The sequence below is a fragment of the Rhizobium sp. AN80A genome, from assembly GCF_030053015.1.
In the GTDB taxonomy this organism is placed as follows: Bacteria; Pseudomonadota; Alphaproteobacteria; order Rhizobiales; family Rhizobiaceae; genus Rhizobium; species Rhizobium metallidurans.
In genome coordinates this window covers 766565-784451 of record NZ_JASJPX010000003.1, presented here as the reverse complement: position 1 = coordinate 784451, position 17887 = coordinate 766565, and the positions used below count along the sequence as shown (strand labels likewise).

Genomic DNA, 17887 nt, shown 5'->3' with positions numbered 1-17887 from the left:
CTCGGGCGATGTCACAGGAATCCAGCCGACGCGCGTCCGCGCGGCGAAAAGACTCTTACGGCCCAAGGACTTGGGCCTGCTGGATCCCGGCAGAAGGCCGGGATGAGGAGAGTGGTGATCCGTCCTACTTCGCCAGCTCGGCAAGCTGCGTCATGATCACGGCCGCTCCCTGCAGCCGCTTTTCCGGCGTCGGCAGGTCGCGGGTCAGAAACACGCTGTGGTCGGGGCGGATCTTCGCCATCGAGCCCTGCTTGGCGATATAGCCCACCAGATTGCCGGGGTTCGGGAACTCCCTGTTGCGGAACTGGATGACCACGCCCTTCGGCCCGGCATCCACCTTCTCGACATTGGCGATACGGCAGAGCGACTTGACGTAGACGATCTTCAAGAGATGCTGGACCTCGATCGGCATCGGCCCGAAGCGGTCGATCATCTCGGCGCCGAAGGCATCGATCTCCTTGAGCTCGGTGATCTCGCCGAGGCGCCGGTAGAGCGCCATGCGCAGATGCAGGTCCGGCACGTAGCCGTCGGGGATCATCACCGACGTGCCCACCGAGATCTGCGGCGACCAGCCGGTATCCTGGATCTCGTCGACGCCCTTCACCTCGGCCACCGCCTCTTCCAGCATCTGCTGGTAGAGCTCGAAGCCGACCTCCTTGATATGGCCGGACTGCTCCTCGCCGAGCAGGTTGCCCGCACCGCGAATGTCGAGGTCGTGGCTAGCGAGCTGGAACCCGGCACCGAGCGTATCGAGCGACTGCAGCACCTTCAGCCGGCGCTCCGCCGTCGCCGTCAGCACCTTGTTGACAGGCAGCGTGAACAGCGCGAAGGCGCGCACCTTGGAGCGGCCGACGCGGCCACGCAGCTGGTAGAGCTGCGCCAGGCCGAACATGTCGGCGCGGTGCACGATCAGCGTATTGGCCGTCGGCACGTCGAGACCGGATTCGACGATCGTCGTCGACAACAGCACGTCGTAACGCCCTTCGTAGAAGGCGTTCATGATGTCCTCGAGCTCGCCCGGCGGCATCTGGCCATGCGCGATGGCAACCTTCAGTTCCGGCAGATCGGACTGCAGGAAGGCGTGAACCTCCTCGAGATCAGCCAGCCGCGGGCAGACATAAAAGCTCTGGCCACCGCGATAATGCTCGCGCATCAGCGTCTCGCGGATCACCAGCGAATCGAACGGCGAGATGAAGGTGCGCACCGCCATGCGGTCGACCGGCGGCGTGGTGATCAGCGACAGTTCGCGCACACCCGTCATCGCCAGCTGCAGCGTGCGCGGGATCGGCGTCGCCGATAGCGTGAGAACGTGAACGTCGCTCTTCAGCTCCTTCAGCCGCTCCTTGTGCTTGACACCGAAATGCTGCTCCTCATCGATGATCAGCAGGCCGAGATTGGCGAACTTGATGCCGGAGCCGAGCAGCGCATGCGTGCCGACGACGATATCGGTCTTGCCCTCGGCCACTTCCTTCTTGGTCAGCGCCAGCTCCTTCGAGCCGACGAGGCGTGAGGCCTGCGCCACGCGCACCGGCAGACCCCGGAACCGCTCGGCGAAAGTCTTGAAATGCTGGCGCGACAACAGCGTCGTCGGCACCACGACCGCGACCTGTATGCCGTTCATCGCAGCCACGAAGGCCGCGCGCAATGCCACCTCGGTCTTGCCGAAGCCGACGTCGCCACAGACGAGGCGATCCATCGGCCGTCCGGCGCCGAGATCCGAGCGCACTGCCTCGATGGCGTTGTCCTGATCTTCCGTCTCGTCATAGGGGAAGCGCGCGGCGAACTCGTCGTAGAGCCCCTCAGGCGTCGTCAGAACAGGCGCATGCCGCGTCAGCCGCTCGGCGGCGATGCGGATCAGGCCGTCCGCCATGTCGAGAAGGCGCTTCTTGAGCTTGGCCTTGCGCATCTGCCATGCGCCGCCGCCGAGCTTGTCGAGCTGTGCCTCCGTCCCCTCGCCGCCATAGCGCGACAGGAGGTCGATGTTTTCGACGGGAAGGAACAGCTTCGCCTCGTCGGCATATTGCAGCTCCAGACACGCATGCTGCGCGCCGGCCGCCTGGATGGTGCTGAGACCGATGAAGCGGCCGATGCCGTGCTCGGCGTGGACCACGACGGAGCCCTCGTCGAGACCCGCGACCTCGGAGATGAAGTCGGCCGCCCGCTTGCGGCGCTTCGAGCGGCGCACCATGCGGTCGCCGAGAATGTCCTGCTCGCCGATGACGACGAGATTGCCGACCTCGAAGCCCGTCTCCAGGCTGTAGACGCCGGCTGCCGCCTCGCCCTGTTCGAGCCTGTCGATCTCCTTCAATGCCGCGATCGGCTTCACGCGCGCCAGCCCATGCTCGGAAAGAACCTGCAGCAGCCGCTCCAGCGATCCCTCGGTCCAGGCGGTGATCAGCACCTTGGCGCCGCTCGCCCGCCTGTCGGCGATGTGCTTGACGACGACGTCGAACACGTTGACGCGCTCGGCATTGCCGCCGCCCTCGGCACTCGGCCGCGCCCAGCGCTCGCCCTGGCGGGCATCGAGATTGACGACGCGGCGCGCCTCGCCCTCATGCTCGCTGAACGGCGTGATCCGCATCGCATCGAAGGCGTCGAGCGTCGCCGAGAACGTCTTGCCGTCGAGATAGAGCTGGCCGGGCACCACGGGCTTGTAGGGCGTGCCCTGCGACATGCCCTTCACCGGCTTGCCCGAATTCAGACGCGCGTCGTAATAGTCGAAGACCAGCTTCGAGCGCTCCTCGGCGGCTTCCCGCACCGTGTGGTCGGTGACCAAGCGGAAGCCCTTGAGATAGTCGAACACCGTCTCCAGCTGGTCGTAGAACAGCGGCAGCCAGTGCTCCATCCCAGGATAGCGCCGCCCCTCCGAGATCGCCAGATAAAGAGCGTCGTCGCGGGTGGCGGCACCGAAGGTCGAGAGATAATTCTTGCGGAAGCGGCTGATCGTATCTGGTGTCAGCGTCACTTCGCTCATCGGATTGAGGTCGAGCGAGCGCACCTGCCCCGTCGTGCGCTGGCTGGCCGGATCGAAGCTGCGGATGCTCTCAAGTGTGTCGCCGAAGAAATCGAGCCGCACCGGCTCCTCAGAGCCCGGCACGAAGACATCGAGAATACCGCCGCGCACCGCGTATTCGCCGACTTCGCGCACCGTGGCGACGCGGTCGAAGCCATTGCGCTCCAGCCGTCCGGCGATGTCGTCCATCCGCACCTGATTGCCCGGCCGCGCCGAAAACGTCAGGCTCTCGATCACATCCTGCGGCGCCACCTTCTGTAGCATCGCATTGACGGTTACCAGCACGATCGCCGCATGCGGCTTCTTGCGATGCGCGATCAGCCCGCCGAGTGCGGCGAGCCTGCGCGCGGAGGTGTCTGCGCTCGGTGACACGCGGTCGTAGGGCAGACAGTCCCAGGCCGGCAGCGTCAGAACCGGAATATCGGGCGCGACGAAACCGAGCATCTGCTCCAGATCGGCCATGCGCTGCCCGTCCGAGAGCACGTAGGCAACCGGCGCACCGGCGCGGGCAAGCTCCGCCAGCAGCATCGGCTCCAGTCCGGCGGGCACATTGCCTATCGTCAGCGGCACGTTCAGCGCCGTCAGCTTCTTCGCATCAAAACCGGGGATCATCATCCATTCCTGGGCAGGCTGTCGGCGGGGTACTCGAAATCGGGCTTGTAGGCGCACAGGCGCTCGAACATCGGTGTCTGGAAACGCTCAGGCGTCGGCCATGTTCCCATGATCCAGCGCACCAGATCGTTGTCCTCTTCCGCCATGATCGTCTCGAACTCGTCGAGTTCCGCATCCGAGAGGCCGGCGATCTCGCGCTCGGCGAACTGTCCGAACACCAGATCCATCTCGCGGATGCCGCGATGCCAGCAGCGGAACAGTATCCGGCGGCGGCGGGGATCGAGATCGGCGCTCGAGAGTGTGACACCTGTCATGGCATAGCTTCCTGTTGATGCGCCTCTATAGACCCTCGAAAGCGGCTTGTCAGCCTTGCCAAGCACGCATTGTTCGTCGCATTTTGCCGGCATGCGCCCCGCCATTCTCGATCCGCTGTTCTCCTCCGTCTCCGGCCTGCCCGGCGTCGGCCCGAAGATCGCCGAACTGCTCGCCAAGCTCTTCGGCCGCGAGACGCCGGAGGATTGCCGCGTCGTCGATCTGCTCTTCCACGCGCCGCACTCGCTGATCGACCGGCGCAACCAGCCGGGCATCGCGCGCGCGCCGCAGGGAGCCATCGTGACCATCACCGGCCGCGTCGACCGCCACCAGCCGCCGCCGAACAAGAAGAGCAACATCCCCTACCGCGTCTTCCTGCATGACGAGACCGGCGAACTGACGCTCGTCTTCTTCCGTGGCCAGTCGACATGGCTGGAGAAGCAGCTGCCTCTCGACGAAGAGGTGACCGTCAGCGGCAAGATCGACTGGTTCAACGGCCGCGCCTCGATGGTGCACCCGGATTACATCGTCAAAGCCAGCGAAGCGGAAAACCTGCCGCTGGTCGAGCCGATCTATCCGCTGACGGCGGGTCTTTCGCCGAAGACGCTGCGCAAGATCATCGAAGCCGCGCTGCCGAAGACGCCCGAGTTCCCCGAATGGATCGATGCGGCGTTGGCCCAAAAGCAGGGCCTGCCCTCGACCGCCGATGCCTTCCACGGCCTGCACGAGCCGCGCGACCCCGCCGACATCGACCCGCAGGCGCCTGCCCGCCGCCGCCTTGCCTATGACGAGTTCCTGGCCGGCCAGCTGTCTCTGGCGCTGGTGCGCCAGCGATTGCGCAAGGTCGCCGGCCAGCCGGTGCATGCGACGGGCCACCTCAGCCGCCAGATCCTCGAGGCCCTGCCCTTTTCGCCGACCGGCAGCCAGACCGAGGCTATCGCGCAGATCCTGAAGGACATGGCCGGCGAAGACCGCATGCTGCGGCTGCTGCAGGGCGATGTCGGCTCCGGCAAGACGCTGGTGGCGTTGATGGCGATGGCTGCCGTCATCGAAAGCGGTGGCCAGGCCGTCTTGATGGCGCCGACCGAAATCCTCGCCCGCCAGCACCACGCGACCATCGCCAAATACACGGCCGCCGCCGGCATCCGCATCGAAGTGCTGACCGGCCGCACCAAGGGCAAGGAACGCGACGAAATCCTTGAGCGCATCGCCTCGGGCGAGGCCCAGATCGTCATCGGCACCCACGCGCTGTTCCAGGATACCGTCAACTACAAGAACCTGATGCTGGCTGTCGTCGACGAGCAGCACCGCTTCGGTGTCCACCAGCGCCTGCGCCTGACCGCCAAGGGCATCACGCCCCATATGCTGGTCATGACCGCCACGCCGATTCCGCGCACGCTGGTGCTTGCCGCCTTCGGCGACATGGACGTCTCCAAGCTCACCGAGAAACCCGCCGGCCGCAAGCCGATCCAGACGATCACCATCCCCACCGAACGCATCGGCGATATCGTCAGCCGCCTGAAGGCGGCGCTCGCCGACGGCAAGAAGGCCTACTGGATCTGCCCGCTGGTCGAGGAATCCGAAGAGAGCGACCTGATGTCGGTCGAAGAACGCCACGCCACGCTGGTCTCGGCGCTCGGGCGCGCGATCGGAAGCCAGGTCGGCCTGATCCACGGCCGCATGAGCGGCTCGGAGAAGGACGCGATCATGATGGCCTTCAAATCGGGCGAGATCCGCCTCCTTGTGGCGACCACCGTGGTCGAGGTCGGCGTCGACGTCCCCGATGCGACGATCATGGTCATCGAACATGCCGAACGTTTCGGTCTGGCACAGCTGCACCAGCTGCGCGGCCGCGTCGGGCGCGGCGACGAGGCATCGACCTGCATCCTGCTCTATCGCGGTCCGCTCGGTGAAACCGGCCACGCGCGTCTCACGATCATGCGCGACACGGAAGACGGCTTCAGGATCGCCGAAGAGGATCTGAAACTACGCGGCGAAGGCGAACTGTTGGGAACGCGGCAGTCGGGAACCCCGGGCTTCAGGATTGCAAGCCTAGAGGCACACGCCGATTTGCTGGAGATCGCCCGCAAGGATGCGGCCTATCTGATCGAGCGTGATCCGGAACTGACGTCCGAAAGGGGCAATGCGGTACGCACCCTGCTCTATCTCTTCCGCCGCGACGAAGCGATCCGCTTCCTCCACGCAGGCTGACCGCCGATATCATTGGACATCGAAATATCTAGAGAAAACGCCGCGCGACCGGTCGGCCGCGCGGCGTCGAACATCAGATCTGTGCGCCGCGTGCCTTGGTCGTGGCGTCGAACGCCTTGCGCACGTAGCTATCGCGGTCGTAGACGTCGTTGAAGTATTGGACGACGCCGTTCTTGTCCGGCCATGCCGTGAAGTAGGCAATGTAGATCGGGAACTTCTGCGGCACCTGCACGGCGTGGTTCTTGCCGGTGGCGATCTCCTCGTTCACCTTGTCGACCGTGGTGCTCAGGACGGCCGCCGCCATGACGCGCGGTTCCTCGAGACGGACGCAGCCGTGGCTGAGCGCGCGCATGTCACGCTTGAAGAAGGTCCTCTCCGGCGTGTCGTGCATGTAGATGGCATGCTTGTTCGGGAACAGGATCTTCAGCTTGCCCAACGCGTTGTCACCGCTCGGTGGCTGGCGCACCGCGACATTCGCGGTCGAACCGTACCAGTCGACGCTCGCGGACGGCACGGCCTTGCCGCCGACAGCGACTTCATAGCCCATGCGGTCGAGATAGCCCGGGTCGGCGCGCAGCTTCGGCAGCATCTCGTTGATGATGATCGACTGCGGCACGCCCCAGAACGGGTTGTACTCGACGGTCTGAACCTGGTCCTGGAAGAAGAAGGTCTGGTTGGTGGTCTTGCCGATCACCGTGCGCATCGACAACTCTTGCTTGTTGTCGTTGTAGTAATAGACCATGTAGGCGGGCTGGTTGATGAAGACGTAGCGTGGGCCGAGATCGGCCGGCAGCCAGCGGGCCTGCTCCATGGCCACGATCAGCTTCTCGATCTTCGAACCATTGCTGTCGCCGCCAGTCATGACACGCACCGTCGCCTGGCCGATGATACCATCAGGCTTCAGGCCGCGTTCCTTCTGGAACGCTTCGACGAGCGAGACGATCTCGGGCGAGTAGTCGGTACCGCCGGCATAAGCCGAAAGCGTTGCGGCATTTTCGCTCTTCAGCGCGGCCGAGCCGTACTTGCCGATCGCCTTGACGATGTTGGGGATTTCCGAAGACGTTTCGCCGGGACGCAGCGCGCCGCTGATCGCGATGGTGATCGGCTGCTCTCCGCTGCCCTCGCCCTTCAGCTTCGCAAGCTCGGCCTTCAGCGCCGAAAACTGCGGACCATTGGGCGTACGGCTCGACAGATAGGCGCCGACGTCAGGGCTCATTCGCGCCAGCTTCAGAACCGGATCGAGATTGACCGTCTTGCGGACGAAATCGTGATAGCCGGAAAGTTTGTTCGGGTCGACGCGGCCACGAACCGTGTCCTGCACATAGGCAAGAACCTTGGCCGACAGCTGCAGTTCGAACTGCGTCAGGGCGCGGTCGCGCATCGCGGGATCGGGACTGGCCGGATCGACGGCGGGAACCTCGACGGCATAGTCGGCCGGGTCGAGACCGACGGAACCGGCATTGGCGAGGAAGGCCATCGCCGACTTGGCGCGATCGTTGATCTCGGTGCCGGTCAGCCAGACCATCTCGTTCTTGCTGTCGCCGTAGTAACTCTCGAGCGCCTTGGCGACGTCGACGGGCGCGCGCACCTTCGCATCGATCAGATAGCGACGCTGCACCGACGGCGTGGCATCGCCCGGCGTACCGACGGCGGCGACAACGGCGCCCGTCACGACAGGATCGGTGAACTTGCCGGTATCGACAAGCCGCATCGGGTCCACCTTGTAGGTGTAATACTGCGGCGAAGACACCTTCGGCAGCGGTGCGCTGGTATTGACCTGCGGCGGCGGCGCCACTTCGGGAGCCGGATTGACGATCGTGCTCTGGGTACGGGCACGATCACCTCGGATCATGTCCATGAGCGTATAGGCATGCGCGGGTGCAACACCCATCGCGGCCACGCCGCAAGAAAGTGCCAGTGCGGAAACCGCACCTTTCAAGAAGAATGTCATGCTTTTTCCAGTCCCAGTCTCATGCTGTCTTCGGTGATGGGCTTCGCCCAGCTCAAAACTCTTTTACTCACCCGTCGCCGCCAGGTGACATGGCAGAAACGGGACGCCACCGCCAGCCTCGAGGAACTCGCTCTTACGTGACGCAGCAAACCCGCCGCCTTGTCACAGTTCACACAAAATTATGAAATTATTGGTTAATTTTTTACCTTATTTTCACCTGCCCACACAGTCCCCCAAAAGGTGTTGTTCGATAAAAAATAAGACGTGGCCAAAAAACCACGCATGATACGGCCAATAATATGACTATTCGGATCATATTTTTGATCCCCGCTGTTTTCTTGGGCTGGTTTGCGACCTATAAGACGGCATCTTTGCAGCCGCTTACGCGAAAGAAAGGCATGGCCATGACTTCCACCCGTATCGAAACCGATACTTTCGGCGAGATTGAAGTACAAAGCGACAAGTATTGGGGCGCGCAGGCGCAGCGCTCGCTCGGCAATTTCAAGATCGGTTGGGAGAAGCAGCCGCTGTCGATCGTGCGCGCGCTGGGGATCGTCAAGCAGGCCGCCGCCCGCGCCAACATGGCGCTCGGCAAGCTGGAACCCGCGATCGGCAACGCCATCATCGACGCCGCCCAGGAAGTCGTCGACGGCAAGCTCGACGACCACTTCCCGCTGGTCGTCTGGCAGACCGGCTCCGGCACGCAGTCGAACATGAACGCCAACGAGGTGATCTCCAACCGCGCCATCGAAAAGCTCGGCGGCGTCATGGGCTCGAAGAAGCCGGTGCACCCGAACGACCACGTCAACATGAGCCAGTCGTCGAACGACACCTACCCGACGGCCATGCACATCGCCTGCGTCGAGCAGATCGTCCATCACCTGCTGCCGGGCCTGAAGCACCTGCATGCCGCGCTCGACATGAAGGTCACCGAGTTCAGCCACATCATCAAGATCGGCCGCACGCATACGCAGGACGCCACGCCGCTGACGCTCGGCCAGGAATTCTCCGGCTATTCCGCGCAGGTCGCTTCCGCGATCGCCAATATCGAGCTGACACTGCCGGCCCTCTCCAAGCTCGCCCAGGGCGGCACCGCCGTCGGCACCGGCCTCAACGCGCCGGTAGGCTTTGCCGAGAAGGTCGCCGAAGAGATCAGCGGCATCACCGGCCTGCCCTTCGTCACCGCGCCGAACAAGTTCGAGGCGCTGGCTTCGCATGACTCGATGGTCTTCGCCCACGGCGCCATCAACGCCGCCGCCGCCGCCCTCTTCAAGATCGCAAACGACATCCGCTTCCTGGGTTCCGGCCCACGCGCGGGCCTCGGCGAACTGTCGCTGCCGGAAAACGAGCCCGGCTCGTCGATCATGCCCGGCAAGGTCAACCCGACGCAGTCGGAGGCGCTGACGCAGGTCTGCGCCCATGTCTTCGGCAACAACACCGCCCTCACCTTCGCCGGCAGTCAGGGCCATTTCGAGCTCAACGTCTACAATCCGATGATGGCCTATAACTTCCTGCAGTCGGTGCAGCTGCTCGGCGATGCCGCCGTCTCCTTCACCGACAATTGCGTGGTCGGCATCGAGGCCCGCGAGGACAACATCAGGAAGGGCGTCGAGAACTCGCTGATGCTGGTGACGGCGCTCAACGGCCGCCTCGGCTACGACATCTGCGCCAAGATCGCCAAGACCGCCCACAAGAACGGCACGACGTTGCGCGAGGAAGCCGTCGGCGGCGGCTATCTGACGAACGAAGAGTTCGACCAGTACGTCCGCCCGGAAACCATGATCGGCCCCAAGTAACGTCAAGCGAACTTACGGCAAGCAAGCCGCCTCCAAACCACTCATGACCGACAAGACACCGTCACGACCTCCGTGGCGGTGTTTTTCATGCATTCTTGAGCGTTTTTTGAAGGTTTTAGAATGATTGCAATTGGCCAAACGCCCGCATAGACCGTCTGCGATTTCCATTCAGGCCCGCACGAAAGGTCATTTTATGGCTGACGATCTCTTCCCCCTCGGCAAAGACAGCACCCAATACCGCAAGATCAGCAGCGACCATGTCTCTGTCGACAGCTTCAAGGGCCAGGATATCCTGACCGTCGAGCCCGAGGGCATCCGTCTGCTGGCCGAGACCGCGTTCGCCGACATCAACCACCTGCTGCGTCCCGGCCACCTGAAGCAGCTCGCCTCGATCCTCGACGACCCGGAAGCGACCGACAACGACCGTTTCGTCGCCTACGACCTCTTGAAGAACGCCAACATCGCCGCCGGCGGCATCCTGCCGATGTGCCAGGACACAGGCACCGCGATCATCATGGGCAAGAAGGGCCGCCGTGTCTGGACCGAGGGCGAGGATTACGCGGCACTCGCCAGGGGCGTCATGGATGCCTACGAGAAGAAGAACCTGCGCTACTCGCAGCTGGCGCCGATCAAGATGTTCGAGGAAAAGAACACCAAGAACAACCTGCCGGCCCAGATCGACATCTACGAGGAAGGCACGGACGAATACAACTTCCTCTTCGTCGCCAAGGGCGGCGGCTCGGCCAACAAGACCTTCCTTTATCAGGGAACGCCGTCGCTGCTGACGCATGACCGGATGATCGACTTCCTCAAGGAGAAGATCCTCACGCTGGGGACGGCGGCCTGTCCTCCCTACCACCTGGCGATCGTCATCGGCGGCACCTCGGCCGAAATGAACCTGAAGACCGTCAAGCTCGCCTCCACGCGTTATCTCGACGATCTCCCGACTGAGGGTTCGGAAAGCGGCCATGCCTTCCGCGACGTCGAGATGGAGAAGGAAATCCACAAGCTGACGCAGCAGATGGGCGTCGGCGCCCAGTTCGGCGGCAAGTATTTCTGTCACGACGTGCGCGTCATCCGCCTGCCCCGCCATGGCGCGTCGCTGCCGATCGGCCTCGGCGTCTCCTGTTCCGCCGACCGCCAGGCCAAGGGCAAGATAACCCGCGACGGTATCTTCGTCGAGCAACTGGAAACCGATCCGTCGAAGTATATGCCTGAGATCGACGAGACGAAGCTTTCGGAATCGATGGTTCGCATCGACCTCAACCAGCCGATGGCCGATATACTTGCCGAACTCAGCAAGCATCCGGTCAAGACCCGCCTGTCGCTGACGGGGACGATCATCGTTGCCCGCGACCTCGCGCACTCCAAGATTCGCGAGCGGCTGGAAAAGGGCGAAGGCATGCCCGATTACATGAAGAACCACCCGGTCTACTACGCCGGCCCGGCCAAGACGCCCGCCGGCTACGCTTCCGGCTCCTTCGGCCCGACCACGGCCGGCCGTATGGACTCATATGTCGACCAGTTCCAGTCCTTTGGCGGCTCGATGATCATGCTCGCCAAGGGCAACCGCTCCCGCGCGGTGCGCGAAGCATGCAAGACCCATGGCGGCTTCTATCTCGGCTCGATCGGCGGCCCCGCCGCCCGCCTCGCGCAGGATTGCATCCGCAAGGTCGAGGTGCTGGAATATCCCGAACTCGGCATGGAAGCCGTCTGGAAGATCGAGGTCGAGGACTTCCCCGCCTTCATCGTCACCGACGACAAGGGCAACGACTTCTTCCAGGAATTCAACCTCGGTTGATCGATCAGCGGGCCACGGCGGTCACGCGGCCGCCGGCCGACCGGTCTTTGCTTGTCGCGATATGATCGCTCGTGACAAGCACATCGCCGGCATCGATGCTTGCCAGTATTTCCGACGAAAACGCACCATGAAAGAAGCCCTGTTGCTGGATCAGGAAAAGAGATCCGGCGATGATTGCGGCCGCCAGCATGGCAGGGGGTGAGTTGCGGGACGTCTGCATGGCTTACTGCCTTCCATTGGCACCGATACGGTGCTTCGAAGGATAACTTGGCAGCTTGTCGTCGTTCACAAAAGAGCCGAAATAAGACACCCATTGTCAACGCAGCATTGACGACGTTAATGGCGACGAATATCTCGGCTTTATAATTTAAAGAAAAAGATACCCTCAAAACGCGTAGGCGCCCTCCGGCATCGTGCGGATTCCTATATAAAAATCATACGGATAAGAAGAGAGAAACCAAATGAAACAAAATTCACATGTAATCTCTGGTATATCCAACCTTAATCATTTCAAAACAATTGTAGCTTAAGAAATAAGAGAAGACTTTTGAGATATACCAGAGGAGTGGCCGGATGACGACGGCTGTGGCGCCAAAGACGCAAGTTCCCGATGTGGCAAGCCAGATCACTTTTGCGATGCGCTCCATGGGTGTGGCGCCCATTCCGCGGAATTACGAACTCTTCTACGAAGCTTATATCGGCTCCAATCCGGCGCTGACGCGCGATCTCGCTGCCCTTGGCAACCAGGCGTCACAGGAAGAGCTCGACGAGCTCGGCGCCCAGCACTTCAGCCATGGTGCCGGCCGCGTCTTCGACGACGCCCACACCCGCATCGCCGCCGAACTCGAATCGGTACTGCGTGTTCTCCGTCAGGAGCAGACGTCTCTCGAGAGCTACAACAGGCTGCTTGGCGAGACCTATAGCCGCATCACCTCCAAGAATGCATCGAGCGCCGACCTCATCCAGAACGCACTGCATCTGTTGACCGAGGCCACCGGAAGCACCATGGCGCACGGCGAGCGCACCGTCGAAAACGTCGTCCAGCGCTCCAACGAAATGGATCAGGTCCGCAAGGAACTCGACGAGTACAAGCGCATCGCCAACACGGATTCGCTGACGCGGCTCTCCAACCGCCGCGCCTTCGACGATCGCCTCGCCGCCGTCTTCAACAACCCGGCCATGCGCCCGGTCACGGCGCTCGTGCTCGCCGATATCGACAACTTCAAGAAGATCAACGACACCTACGGTCACCCGGTCGGTGACAAGATCCTGGCGACGGTTGCCTCGGTGATCCGCGCCAACGTGCGCCGTGACGTTTTCGTCGCCCGCACGGGTGGCGAAGAGTTCGCGCTGATCATCGAGGGCAACACCGCCGACGAAGTCATGGCCATAGCCGAGCGCATTCGCCGTACGCTGGAGGCCACGCCGTTCAAGAATTCGCGCACGCGCGTCAACTACGGGCCGGTCACGGTGTCGGTCGGCGTTTGCATGGCATCGAACACCGAGGACGCGGGCGAACTTTACCACAAGACCGACGTCGCGCTCTATGGCGCCAAGAATGCCGGCCGCAACTGCAGCATCCTCTTCGAGGACGGCATGCAGAAGGATTTCACCAAGAGCTGGCTGATCTACAAGGCCTGACCGTCGCCGCGCGGCAGGCTCTTGTCGATCGCTACCACATCGTCCTGGCCGCGCGCGCGGCCCATTCGCGATCATATGTCTCGTGATCGAACGCTTCCGTCGCCGCCTTCAGCATCAGGCCCGGCGTCGGAAGGCCTTTCGGATCGACGAAATGATCGGGATTCCACAGTTCCGAGCGGATGAGCGCCCGCGCGCACTGGAAATACACCTCATCGATCGTCACCACGATGACCGTGCGCGGATGCTTGCCATCCATCTCGAAGGACGACAGCAGCGCATCGTCGTTGGAAACCACGCCGCGTCCGTTGATCCGCATCGTCGTGTTCGAGCCCGGGATGAGGAACATCAGCGCCAGCCGTGGATCGCGCACGATGTTCGACAGCGAATCGACCCGGTTGTTGCCGCGCCAGTCGGGCATCTGCAGCATCTTGTCGTCGACGACGCGCACGACGCCGCCGAGGTCACCACGCGGCGAACAGTCCAGCCCCTCCGGTCCGACGGTCGCCAGCGCGACGAAGGGCGACGCCTCGATCATCTGCCGGTAGAGCGGCGTCAGATAATGCGTCACCTTCGCCACGGATGCTTCCGACACGCCACCGCCGTAGATCGCGGCAAGCTCCTCGACGGTCTCGATGATTTTCATGACTGTGCCATCGCCTTGTTTCTTCACGGTAATTAGCCGCCTAAGATGACGCGGGAGTGACACGCGGCATCTGGCGTTGCGATCGGGCCCGCGTCGCGCCTAGCGAGGCTTTTCCGATGTATCGCGGTTCATGCCTTTTTCGCTGAGTTCGCTCTCATAGGCGGCAAAGAGTTCCTCGCCGCGTTCGCCGAGTTCACGCAGGTAAGACCATGTGAAGATGCCTGTGTCGTGCATGTCGTCGAAGCCGATCCTGACGGCGTAATTGCCGGTCGGCGTCATCGAGATGATCGCGACGTTGCGCTTGCCGGGAACGGTAACCTTCTGGCCCGGTCCATGGCCCTGCACTTCCGCCGATGGCGACAGCACGCGCAGCATCTCGGCGCTGAGCGTAAAACTCTCGCCGTCGTTGAAGGTGACGATCAGCCGCTGCCGATCCTTCGATACCTTCAGCTCCGTTGGCCAGATGTCGCTCATGAGAATGCTCCTCTTCGTTTTGAGGAGTAGGCAATGCGCCTCTTTGAGGCAAGTTCAAATTAGCGTATGCGTGCCGCCTATTGCTTGACGTTGCCCCGCACAGTACGCACATTGGGTATGGATTGGAGGCTGTAGTGAACAGCAAGGTTGGAACGATCGCCAACGCCGCGCCCCTCGTGGCCGATGCGAAACCGATGATCGACCCGTTTAAGCGGGCCGTCACCTATCTGCGCGTCTCGGTGACCGATCGCTGCGATTTTCGTTGCACCTATTGCATGGCCGAGAACATGAACTTCCTGCCAAAGAAGGATCTTCTGACGCTGGAAGAACTGAACAGGCTCTGTTCCGCGTTCATCGCCAAGGGCGTTCGCAAGCTCAGGCTGACCGGCGGCGAACCGCTGGTGCGCAAGAACATCATGCATCTCGTGCGCGAACTCGGCAAGCGGATCGGCTCCGGCCTCGACGAACTGACGCTGACCACCAACGGTTCGCAGCTCGCCCGCTTCGCCGACGAGCTCTACGATTGCGGCGTTCGCCGCATCAACGTGTCGCTGGATACGCTTGATCCGGACAAGTTCCGGGAGATCACCCGCTGGGGCGATTTCCACAAGGTCATGGAAGGCATCGATGCCGCCCAGAAGGCGGGCCTGCACATCAAGCTCAACGCCGTCGCACTGAAGGATTTCAACGACGTCGAGATGCCCGAGATGATCCGTTTCGCGCATGGCCGCGGCATGGACCTGACCGTCATCGAGACCATGCCGATGGGAGAGATCGAGGAGGATCGCACCGATCGCTATCTGCCGCTCTCCAAGCTGCGCGCCGATCTCGAGAAGCAGTTCACGATGAGTGAAATCGGCTACCGCACGGGTGGCCCTGCCCGCTATGTCACCGTCAAGGAAACCGGCGGCCGCATGGGCTTCATCACGCCGATGACCCATAATTTCTGCGAGAGCTGCAACCGTGTCCGCCTCACCTGCACCGGCACGCTCTACATGTGCCTCGGGCAGAACGATGCCGCCGACCTGCGCTCGGCCGTGCGCGCCACCGAGGACGACGGATTGCTCTACGCCGCGATCGACGAAGCCATCTCCCGCAAGCCCAAGGGCCACGACTTCATCATCGACCGCACCCACAACCGTCCCGCCGTCAGCCGCCACATGAGCGTCACCGGCGGGTGACCGCACCATCACGGCTGTCTGAACGACTGCATTGTGCACTGCGCAATCGAATTATCGCGCGTGCTCCCAGCATTCGATTCCAATCGCCACGCTCCCGCTCTAAAAGAGCGCGGGACGGAATCGGAATCGCTTCATGCCGCGGTCAAGCAATACTCAGGGCGCGATCTACATGACGATCGCGATGGCCTTTTTCCGCGGGCGATGCCCTGTCGAAATCGGTCATATCGGAAATGAACGCAGGCCAGATCATGTTCATGCGCGGGGTCATCACCAGCGCGCTGGTGTATCTGATCGCGCGCCACATGGGTGCGTTGCGCTCCTGGCGCATCCTGCTCCAGCCCATGGTTGTCATCCGCGTGATCTGCGAAATCCTCGCCGCCGCGACCTACATCACCGCGCTCGGCATGATGCCGCTTGCCAATGCATCGGCGATCCTGCAGTCGCTGCCGCTGGTCGTCACCTTTGGCGCGGTGCTGTTCTTCGGCGAGCCCGTTGGCTGGCGGCGCATGCTGGCCATATTGGCCGGCCTGATCGGCGTCATGATCATCGTCCGCCCCGATGCCGGCGGCTTCACCTCGGCGGCGCTGCTTTGCATCGCCAGCGTGCTCGTCACCGCCGGCCGCGACCTCGCGACGCGCAGGATCGATCCCGAAATCCCCTCGCTGATGATAACGGTCATCACCGCCATGGCGGTCACCGTGTTCGGCGCTCTGCTGACACCCGTCCTCGGCGGCTGGCGGCCAGTCAGCGCGACGTCGTTCTCGCACATCGCGGTTGCCGCGGTCACGGTACTGGTGGGCTACCAGTGCATCATCGCAGCGATGCGAACCGGCGAAATCTCCTTCGTCGCGCCGCTGCGCTACACCAGCCTCATCTTCTCGGCGCTGCTCGGCTGGGTCTTCTTCTTCGAAGTCCCGGATCGCTGGACCGTGATCGGCGCCTTGATCGTTATCGCCTCCGGGCTCTACACTTTCTATCGTGAGGCCAAACGGCGCGGCGCGCCGGTCGCACAGGAATCCGAACCGAGAGTACCGGTCTGATGGCCAACCCGACAGCAAGCAGCTTTACGCTCGAGCGATCCAACATCCCAGGCGTCGTGCTTGCCGGCGGCCGCTCCTCGCGCATGGGGCGCGACAAGGCAGGTGTCGCGCTTTCGGGCCGCACGCTTCTCGATCGCGTCATCGAGCAGTTGTCGCCGCAGGTCATCTCCGTCGCCGTCAATGCCGACACCGTCCCCGATCGCTGCGACCGGCCGTTTATTCCCGATATCATTCCCGGCAAGGCCGGCCCCATGGCCGGCATCCACGCCGCCATGGCGCACGGCGCGCGCCTGCCCCGTGTCACCCATGTCGTGACCGTATCCGTAGACAGCCCCTTCTTCCCGCACGATCTCGTCGACTGGCTGGCAGCCGCCATCGACACGCCCGCGAAGATCGCCATCGCCACCTCCGAGGGGCGCAGCCATCCCGTCTTCGGCCTCTGGCCGGTCGCACTGGCAAACGACCTGGAAAGCTGGATCGCAACCGACGAGAAACGCAGCGTTCGCGACTTCCTGTTACGGCATGACGTTACGGAAGTTGCCTTCCCGCTGCGCCCGACCCGGGCAAGCCTGCTCGACCCGTTCTTCAACGTCAATACGCCCGACGATCTCGCCGAGGCGGAGCGCTGGATGAAGGTGCTGACATGAGCGGGCGGCCAAGAATCTTCGGCATTTCCGGCTGGAAGAATTCAGGCAAGACCGGGCTTGCGGTCCGGCTCGTCGAGGAGTTCACCCGCCGCGGCTACCGGATCTCGACGATCAAGCATGCCCATCATGACTTCGACATCGACAAGGTGGGCGCCGACAGCTACCGGCATCGGCAGGCGGGCGCGCATGAGGTGACGATCGTGTCGGGCACGCGCTACGCCATCATGCACGAGCTGCGCGGCGCCGCCGAACCGAGTTTCGAAGAGATCCTTTCGCGCATCACCCCCTGCGATCTCGTCCTCATCGAGGGCTACAAGCGCGAGCCCATCCCGAAGATCGAGGCCCGTCGGCTGGAGGCGGCAAACCGCGAACCGCTCGCGCCCGGCGATCCCCATATCGTCGCCATCGCCGCCGATCACCCGATCACGGACACCACCCTGCCCGTCTTCGATCTCGACGACACGCTCGCCATCGCCGACTTCATCGCGAAAACCATCGATCTCCCGCCGCTGAAGTGAGCAGCGGTTGAAACGGGAAAGGCCGCCGATCGCCCGGCGGCCTTTCG

13 protein-coding genes and 1 pseudogene are annotated in these 17887 nt (G+C 63.0%); 8 read left to right on the top strand and 6 right to left on the bottom strand.

Going from position 1 to position 17887, the window contains the following annotated elements:
* Positions 1–124 precede the first annotated feature (124 nt).
* Positions 125–3625, bottom strand: a complete 3501-nt coding sequence (mfd, locus tag P3R82_RS15395; protein WP_283194468.1) for a transcription-repair coupling factor — start codon at positions 3623–3625, stop codon at positions 125–127.
* Entirely contained in the window at positions 3625–3939 is a 315-nt protein-coding gene (locus P3R82_RS15390; RefSeq protein WP_283194467.1) for a succinate dehydrogenase assembly factor 2, read from the bottom strand. The genes mfd and P3R82_RS15390 overlap by 1 nt, the downstream gene beginning before the upstream one ends.
* A gap of 91 nt (positions 3940–4030) precedes the next feature.
* Here P3R82_RS15390 and recG point away from each other — a divergent pair, with 91 nt between their 5' ends.
* Positions 4031–6148, top strand: coding sequence for an ATP-dependent DNA helicase RecG (gene recG / locus P3R82_RS15385; protein ID WP_283196354.1), 2118 nt, complete (start codon positions 4031–4033; stop codon positions 6146–6148).
* A gap of 73 nt (positions 6149–6221) precedes the next feature.
* Here the strand turns inward: recG and P3R82_RS15380 are convergent, their stop codons facing one another.
* On the bottom strand, positions 6222–8099 hold the full coding sequence (locus P3R82_RS15380) for a L,D-transpeptidase family protein (protein WP_283194466.1): 1878 nt from the start codon (positions 8097–8099) through the stop codon (positions 6222–6224).
* 404 nt (positions 8100–8503) lie between these two features.
* Between P3R82_RS15380 and fumC the strand changes: the two genes are divergently transcribed.
* Both fumC and P3R82_RS15370 read left to right on the top strand, forming a co-directional pair.
* Positions 8504–9895, top strand: coding sequence for a class II fumarate hydratase (fumC, locus tag P3R82_RS15375; RefSeq protein ID WP_283196353.1), 1392 nt, complete (start codon positions 8504–8506; stop codon positions 9893–9895).
* A gap of 193 nt (positions 9896–10088) precedes the next feature.
* A complete protein-coding gene (locus P3R82_RS15370) occupies positions 10089–11696 on the top strand; it encodes a fumarate hydratase (RefSeq protein ID WP_283194465.1) in 1608 nt (535 codons plus the stop codon).
* A 4-nt stretch (positions 11697–11700) separates the two neighbouring features.
* Here the strand turns inward: P3R82_RS15370 and P3R82_RS15365 are convergent, their stop codons facing one another.
* The gene (locus tag P3R82_RS15365) at positions 11701–11916 is read right to left on the bottom strand and encodes a hypothetical protein (protein WP_283194464.1); all 216 of its coding nucleotides are present in this window, start codon (positions 11914–11916) and stop codon (positions 11701–11703) included.
* A gap of 353 nt (positions 11917–12269) precedes the next feature.
* On the opposite strand from P3R82_RS15365, the gene P3R82_RS15360 reads away from it, so the two are divergent.
* Complete coding sequence (locus P3R82_RS15360; RefSeq protein ID WP_283194463.1) at positions 12270–13337, top strand: GGDEF domain-containing protein; 1068 nt, start codon at positions 12270–12272, stop codon at positions 13335–13337.
* Positions 13338–13368: 31 nt separating this feature from the next.
* Here the strand turns inward: P3R82_RS15360 and P3R82_RS15355 are convergent, their stop codons facing one another.
* Both P3R82_RS15355 and P3R82_RS15350 read right to left on the bottom strand, forming a co-directional pair.
* Complete coding sequence (locus tag P3R82_RS15355) at positions 13369–13980, bottom strand: pyridoxamine 5'-phosphate oxidase family protein (protein WP_283194462.1); 612 nt, start codon at positions 13978–13980, stop codon at positions 13369–13371.
* 99 nt (positions 13981–14079) lie between these two features.
* Positions 14080–14454: a DUF971 domain-containing protein gene (locus tag P3R82_RS15350; RefSeq protein WP_183898902.1), complete on the bottom strand. Its 375-nt coding sequence runs from the start codon at positions 14452–14454 to the stop codon at positions 14080–14082.
* Positions 14455–14588: 134 nt separating this feature from the next.
* On the opposite strand from P3R82_RS15350, the gene moaA reads away from it, so the two are divergent.
* The 4 genes and pseudogenes from moaA to mobB all read left to right on the top strand — a co-directional run bounded on the left by moaA (position 14589) and on the right by mobB (position 17840).
* Positions 14589–15635 (top strand): GTP 3',8-cyclase MoaA, encoded by a 1047-nt coding sequence (moaA, locus tag P3R82_RS15345; RefSeq protein ID WP_283194461.1) that lies wholly within the window; start codon positions 14589–14591, stop codon positions 15633–15635.
* 133 nt (positions 15636–15768) lie between these two features.
* A pseudogene (locus tag P3R82_RS15340) lies at positions 15769–16675 on the top strand (DMT family transporter).
* Complete coding sequence (gene mobA, locus P3R82_RS15335) at positions 16675–17322, top strand: molybdenum cofactor guanylyltransferase MobA (protein ID WP_283194460.1); 648 nt, start codon at positions 16675–16677, stop codon at positions 17320–17322. Before P3R82_RS15340 ends, mobA begins: the two are co-directional and overlap by 1 nt.
* Positions 17319–17840 carry a molybdopterin-guanine dinucleotide biosynthesis protein B gene (gene mobB / locus P3R82_RS15330; RefSeq protein ID WP_283194459.1) on the top strand — a complete coding sequence of 174 codons (522 nt, stop codon included), beginning with the start codon at positions 17319–17321 and terminating at the stop codon, positions 17838–17840. Before mobA ends, mobB begins: the two co-directional genes overlap by 4 nt.
* Positions 17841–17887 lie beyond the last annotated feature (47 nt).

What these genes read in the sequence shown, in the direction of transcription:
- mfd (WP_283194468.1), bottom strand. Translation starts at nt 3,625, where the DNA reads ATGATCCCCGGTTTTGATGCGAAGAAGCTGACGGCGCTGAACGTGCCG.
- P3R82_RS15390 (WP_283194467.1), bottom strand. Translation starts at nt 3,939, where the DNA reads ATGACAGGTGTCACACTCTCGAGCGCCGATCTCGATCCCCGCCGCCGC.
- recG (WP_283196354.1), top strand. Translation starts at nt 4,031, where the DNA reads ATGCGCCCCGCCATTCTCGATCCGCTGTTCTCCTCCGTCTCCGGCCTG.
- P3R82_RS15380 (WP_283194466.1), bottom strand. Translation starts at nt 8,099, where the DNA reads ATGACATTCTTCTTGAAAGGTGCGGTTTCCGCACTGGCACTTTCTTGC.
- fumC (WP_283196353.1), top strand. Translation starts at nt 8,504, where the DNA reads ATGACTTCCACCCGTATCGAAACCGATACTTTCGGCGAGATTGAAGTA.
- P3R82_RS15370 (WP_283194465.1), top strand. Translation starts at nt 10,089, where the DNA reads ATGGCTGACGATCTCTTCCCCCTCGGCAAAGACAGCACCCAATACCGC.
- P3R82_RS15365 (WP_283194464.1), bottom strand. Translation starts at nt 11,916, where the DNA reads ATGCAGACGTCCCGCAACTCACCCCCTGCCATGCTGGCGGCCGCAATC.
- P3R82_RS15360 (WP_283194463.1), top strand. Translation starts at nt 12,270, where the DNA reads ATGACGACGGCTGTGGCGCCAAAGACGCAAGTTCCCGATGTGGCAAGC.
- P3R82_RS15355 (WP_283194462.1), bottom strand. Translation starts at nt 13,980, where the DNA reads ATGAAAATCATCGAGACCGTCGAGGAGCTTGCCGCGATCTACGGCGGT.
- P3R82_RS15350 (WP_183898902.1), bottom strand. Translation starts at nt 14,454, where the DNA reads ATGAGCGACATCTGGCCAACGGAGCTGAAGGTATCGAAGGATCGGCAG.
- mobA (WP_283194460.1), top strand. Translation starts at nt 16,675, where the DNA reads ATGGCCAACCCGACAGCAAGCAGCTTTACGCTCGAGCGATCCAACATC.
- mobB (WP_283194459.1), top strand. Translation starts at nt 17,319, where the DNA reads ATGAGCGGGCGGCCAAGAATCTTCGGCATTTCCGGCTGGAAGAATTCA.